General features: G+C 66.0%; 4 protein-coding genes. 2 read left to right on the forward strand and 2 right to left on the reverse strand.

Translation table 11 applies throughout. From position 1 onward, the window contains the following. A partial coding sequence (locus DBR30_RS11865; protein WP_258224410.1) for an HPr family phosphocarrier protein occupies positions 1-483 on the forward strand: 483 nt, incomplete at its 5' end. 150 nt (positions 484-633) lie between these two features. Continuing rightward, a complete protein-coding gene (locus DBR30_RS11870; protein ID WP_108539395.1) occupies positions 634-1,716 on the forward strand; it encodes a glycerol dehydrogenase in 1,083 nt (360 codons plus the stop codon). A 94-nt stretch (positions 1,717-1,810) separates the two neighbouring features. Here DBR30_RS11870 and dhaR read toward each other — a convergent pair whose 3' ends face one another. Next, positions 1,811-3,712, reverse strand: a complete 1,902-nt coding sequence (gene dhaR, locus DBR30_RS11875) for a dihydroxyacetone kinase operon transcriptional regulator DhaR (protein ID WP_108539423.1) — start codon at positions 3,710-3,712, stop codon at positions 1,811-1,813. Positions 3,713-3,785: 73 nt separating this feature from the next. After that, positions 3,786-4,394: LysR substrate-binding domain-containing protein (locus DBR30_RS11880; RefSeq protein WP_258224411.1), on the reverse strand; the 609-nt coding region annotated here is incomplete at its 5' end.

The raw sequence follows: 4,394 nt of genomic DNA on the forward strand, positions 1-4,394 counted from the left end.
GCCCTCGAACTGCTGCCACCGGAGCTGAGCGCGCGGGTGCGGCTCTGCCCCGCCCCATTGGTCGAGGGCACCCTGGCCGCCGTGGTGGCGGCCGGTTCCGGCCTGACGCTGGATGAGGTGGCCGCCGAGGCGCTCGGCGCGCTGGGCCCGAAACAGGCGATGCTGCCTGCCAGCGCGGCGCAGGCCGCCACTGAGACGGCCCCCGTTACCGACGACGGCTGGCTGCGTTGCGAGGTAGTGGTGGATAACCCCCACGGCCTGCATGTGCGCCCCGCCGCCCGACTGGTGGCCGCCCTCAAGCCCTTTGCCGCTGAACTCAAGCTGCAAAAGGGGGACAAAGAGGCCAACCCGCGCAGCCTGACCCGGCTCGCCATGCTCAACGTGCGTCAGGGCGACCAGCTCACCCTGCTGGCACGCGGCGAGGACGCTAACGCCGCACTGACCTGCTTCCAGCAGCTGGCAGCCGAGCGCTTTGGCGACTGACGCCACTGTTTCAAGGGGCTGCACTCGCTCGCTGAGCCAGTGCAGCACCACTTTCGTGCAAGTAAAAGACGAAGGAGTCCCCGGCACTGCCACCCCTTCGCCCCTGTAAGTTTTAAGAGAAGTCTTAATTCATAAAGAGAGGGATAAAATATGGACCGCATTATCATCAGCCCCAGCAAATACGTGCAAGGCAACGGGGCCCTCGCCAATATCGGCAACTACGTTAAAGCGCTCGGCGCCAAGCCACTGATTCTGGCCGACGCCTTCGTCACCAAGCTGGTGGGCGATACCGTGGCCACCAGCTTCCACGGCGCCGGTATCAAGCCAGAGTTCGACTGCTTCAATGGCGAGTGCTCCCGCCCCGAGATCGACCGCCTGCTGGCCCGCTGCAACCAGACGCCGTTTGACGTCATCATCGGCATCGGCGGCGGCAAGACGCTGGATACCGCCAAGTCGGTCGCCTTCTACCAGAAGGTGCCGGTGGTCATAGTGCCGACCATCGCCTCCACCGATGCCCCCACCAGCGCGCTGGCGGTCATCTACACCCCGGAAGGGCAGTTCAGCGAATACCTGATGATCCCGACCAACCCCAACATGGTCATCATGGATACCGGCGTGGTCTCCCGCGCCCCGGTGCGACTGCTGGTCTCCGGCATGGGGGATGCGCTCTCCACCTACTTCGAGGCCCGTGCCAACAAAGTCTCCGGTTGCCAGACCATGGCCGGTGGCGCCTCCACGCTGGCGGCGCAGGCCATCGCCGAGCTCTGCTACAAGACCCTGCTGGCCGATGGCTACAAGGCCAAGCTGGCGGTGGAACAGGGGCTCTGCACCAAGGCGGTGGAGAACATCATCGAGGCCAACACCTACCTGAGCGGAATCGGCTTCGAGAGCAGCGGGCTGGCCGCCGCCCACGCCATCCACAACGGCCTGACCCAGCTCGCCGAGTGTCACCACCTCTACCACGGTGAGAAAGTGGCGTTCGGTACCCTGGTGCAGCTGGTGCTGGAGAACGCACCGATGGCGGAGATCGAGACAGTGCTGGGTTTCTGCCGCTCGATCGGTCTGCCGACCAACCTGCATATGATGGGGGTCAAGGAGCTGGATATGGCGCGTCTGATGGATGTGGCCAAAGCCTCCACCACCGAGGGCGAAACTATCCACAACATGCCGTTCAAGGTCACCGCCGAGGATGTGCTGGCGGCCATCGTCACCGCCCACCAGCTGGGGCTGTAACCGCGCCACGGCTGACCTTGCCATATAACACGGCCCCGCAACTGCGGGGCCGTTTCATTTTCTACGGGCTGCTTGGCGACGGCCTCAATAACCGTCAGCCGTGATAGTCGGCGGGATCGATCTCGAGCAGTTTGAGCCGCCGCCACAGGGTGGTGCGACTGATGCCAAGATGCTGGGCCATCTGGCTCACCTGTCCCTTGCAGGCGTGAGCGCAGCGCAAGATGGCCTGGCGCTCCAGCTCCGCCAGGGTGAGCAGCGGTTGCCCCACCACCTCATCCGCCACCTGCTGATAACCGTGACGAATGGCGGCTGGCAGCGCCTCCGGCGGGATAGGTCCCTGACCAGAATGCAGCAGGGCATGCTCGACCGCGCTGCGCAGCTCCCCCAGATTGCCGGGCCAGGGATAGGCGAGCAGACAGTCGAGGGCCGCCGGACTGAACTGGCGCACCGGCTCGCGCCCCTGCGCTCCTAGCTGCTGACTGATAAGGCCCGGCAGATCCGCCGCGCGCTCCCGCAGCCCCGGCAGCCAGAGCTCGCACGCCTGCAAGGCATAGAGCAGCTGACGGCCAAACAGCCCCTCCTGCACCAGCTGCTCCAGCGGGGCGCTGCTGGTGGCGATGATCCGCACCTTGAGCGGCAGGATGCGGGCCGAATCGAAGCGCTGGATGCGGCCGGTCTTGAGCAGCTGCAGCAGCGCCGCCTGCATGGGGGCGGAGAGGCACTCCACCTGCTCCAGTACCAGGGTGCCGCCGTGGGCCAGCTCGAACTTGCCCGCCCGCTCCTGCCCCGCCTCGTCGGAACCCATCAGCTCCAGCGCCATCCGCTCGCTCGGCAGCGCCTTGCAGTTGAGGGTAATGAGCGGCCCGGCAGCCCGCTCACTGCCAAAATGGATCGCCTCCGCCAGCTGGGCCTTGCCCACCTCCTCCTCGCCGCGCAGCAGGATCGGCCCCTGACTCTGGGCCGCCTGCCGGGCGTAGCGCAGCAGCTTGCGCATGGCGCTCGACTCCCCCACCAGCGCCGACAACTCGGGCACCGTCTGGCGCAGTTGATGAATGGCCCGCAGCCGATCGACCGGGTGCAGCAGGGCGATAAAGCTGACCCCCTCCGGCCCCGGCAACGGCTTGAGGCTCACCAGCGCATTGATAAACTCCCCCTCGTGAGCGCCGAGTCGCTCCAGCGTCACCTCCACATGGCTGAGCGGTGTCTGCCCCTTGATGGCCAGCTGCAAACGCTGGGGCAACAGCAAATGCTGCTCCAGCGGCTGGCCGAGACAGAGCGCAGGATCGAGCCGCAGCCGGTGTGCCGCCAGCGCGTTGAGGTAGCGCAGTCGGCCCTGCGGATCCCAGGCCAGCACGCCGTCATCCATGCCATCGAGCAGAGCGTAAAGCTCGCTCAGGTGGTGCTGGGACTCCTGCATCAGAGTCTCCATCTGCAGCAGATGGGCCAGCTCGCGCCCCGCGCTAACGGTGAGCGCCAGATCGCCAGCACTCGCCTCCTCCACCTTGCAGATCAGAGCGATGATGGCGACCTGACGGCCATTACTGTTGTAGACCGGGCTGGCACAGCTGTGCCACGGATGGAGGGTCTGATTGAAGTGCTGGGGGCCGCTGACGCAGAGCGGTACCCCCTCCAGCGCCGCCAGATTGATGGCATTGGTGCCGATGCGCCCCTCGCTGAAAAAGGCGCCGGGGCCAAACCCCAGCACCGCCAACTCGCGCAGGGTGTCGGGGTGGCCGGTCTGGGCCAGCAGACAGCCGCTCTCGTCGGTGAGCAGCAGGGCGCAGGGGCGCCCCTCCATAAATTCGTAGAGATCTTCGAGGGCCATCTCGCCGGTGGTGAGCAAGCCCCGCTTGCGCTGGCGCAGGCTCTGCAAGGTCTGCCCCTTGGCGCTGTGAGGCGGATGCCAGAGGGTGGCGCTAGTCTGGTGGGCGCAGCGCAGCCAGGATGCCTGCAGATAGTCAGGCCAAGCGAGCAGCGGCTGAAGGTCAGATGGCATGGTCACAGCAATATCCGGCAAGATGTGAGCCGACCATTTAACCACGCCAGCGCCTCCGATTCAGTGACCTGCCTCAGAGGGCGGCAACCCCGTCATCCTCCCGGTCCGGTTCACCGTCGGCAAATTGCTGGGCGAGCCAGTGGCAGAAGGCGCGGCACTCCGGCATCCCCTCGCTCTCCTGATGCACCAGCAGATCCCACTGCGGCCCCTTGACCCGATAGGCAGAGAGCGGCAACAGCTGTCCCTGCTGACGCGCGGGACGGGAGAGCTGTTCGCTCACCAGCGCCACACCAAGTCCGGCGCTGGCCGCCTCCAGCAGCAAACCGGGATCGGAGAAGTTGAGCCCCCGGGTCTGCAAGTGCAGATCCTCTCCCCCTCTCAGCGTCCAGTGATGCCAATCCAGCTCCCGCTCCCCGTGCAGGGTAGTGCGCTCCTCCGCAGGCCGGGACAACACGATTGCGGTGGCCACCGGCAGCAAGCGATCTGCCAGCATCCGCTGATGGCGACACTCGGCCTGCGGAGCGAGATCCCAGCGCAGGGCGAGATCGACGGTCTGCTCGGCCATGTCGGGCTCTTCGTCGCTGGTAAACAGCCAGAGATCGATCTCGGGATGCAGGCGATGAAACTCCCCCAATCGCGGCAGCAGCCAGTGGCGGGCAATGGCGGTGCTGGTATTGAATAC

Source organism: Aeromonas sp. HMWF017 (genome assembly GCF_003061465.1).
GTDB lineage: Bacteria > Pseudomonadota > Gammaproteobacteria > Enterobacterales > Aeromonadaceae > Aeromonas > Aeromonas veronii.

Coding starts and splice junctions, on each gene's coding strand:
- DBR30_RS11870 (WP_108539395.1), top strand. CDS start 634: ATGGACCGCATTATCATCAGCCCCAGCAAATACGTGCAAGGCAACGGG.
- dhaR (WP_108539423.1), bottom strand. CDS start 3,712: ATGCCATCTGACCTTCAGCCGCTGCTCGCTTGGCCTGACTATCTGCAG.